The sequence below is a fragment of the Klebsiella sp. HN106 genome, assembly GCF_051209435.1.
Classification (GTDB): domain Bacteria; phylum Pseudomonadota; class Gammaproteobacteria; order Enterobacterales; family Enterobacteriaceae; genus Klebsiella; species Klebsiella oxytoca.
Window position 1 is genome coordinate 1 of sequence record NZ_JBLURD010000099.1, and the last position, 506, is coordinate 506.

Consider the following 506-nt stretch of genomic DNA (forward strand, 5'->3'; position numbering starts at 1 on the left):
GCAGGGGTGTCATCGGGTCGTCATCCACCGCATCCGAGGCCAGATAGCTGTTTTCGACATCCCGTTCCAGCAGGCCTTGCCGTTCCAGATAGCGACCCACCCGGTGGGCGATGGTGTGCGTCAGCTGGGTGAGCTCTGGGCTGGTCGGCGCCTTGACCCAGCGGAAACGCGCTGAGCCGTGGGATTGCTCGACATACACACCGTCGAGAAACAGCATGTGGAAGTGAACATTCAGATTGAGCGCCGATCCAAAACGCTGGATCAGGGTGACCGCGCCCGTCTTGGCCACTTGGTGGGTATGGCCCGCTTTCTTGACCAGGTGCGTGGCAATGACGCGGTAAACGATGCCCAGCACCCACCCCATGATCTCGGGCCGGCTGGCAAACAGGAAACGCAGCTGAAACGGGAAGCTCAACACCCACTGACGCATGGGTTGTTCAGGCAGTACTTCATCAACCAGCAAGGCGGCACTTTCGGCCATCCGCCGCGCCCCACAGCTCGGGCAG

1 protein-coding gene is annotated in these 506 nt (G+C 61.5%); it reads right to left on the reverse strand.

Annotated elements, in window-relative coordinates:
- The coding region (locus ACSIPU_RS30530) for a transposase (RefSeq protein WP_435322479.1) at positions 1–506 on the reverse strand (506 nt) is incomplete at both ends.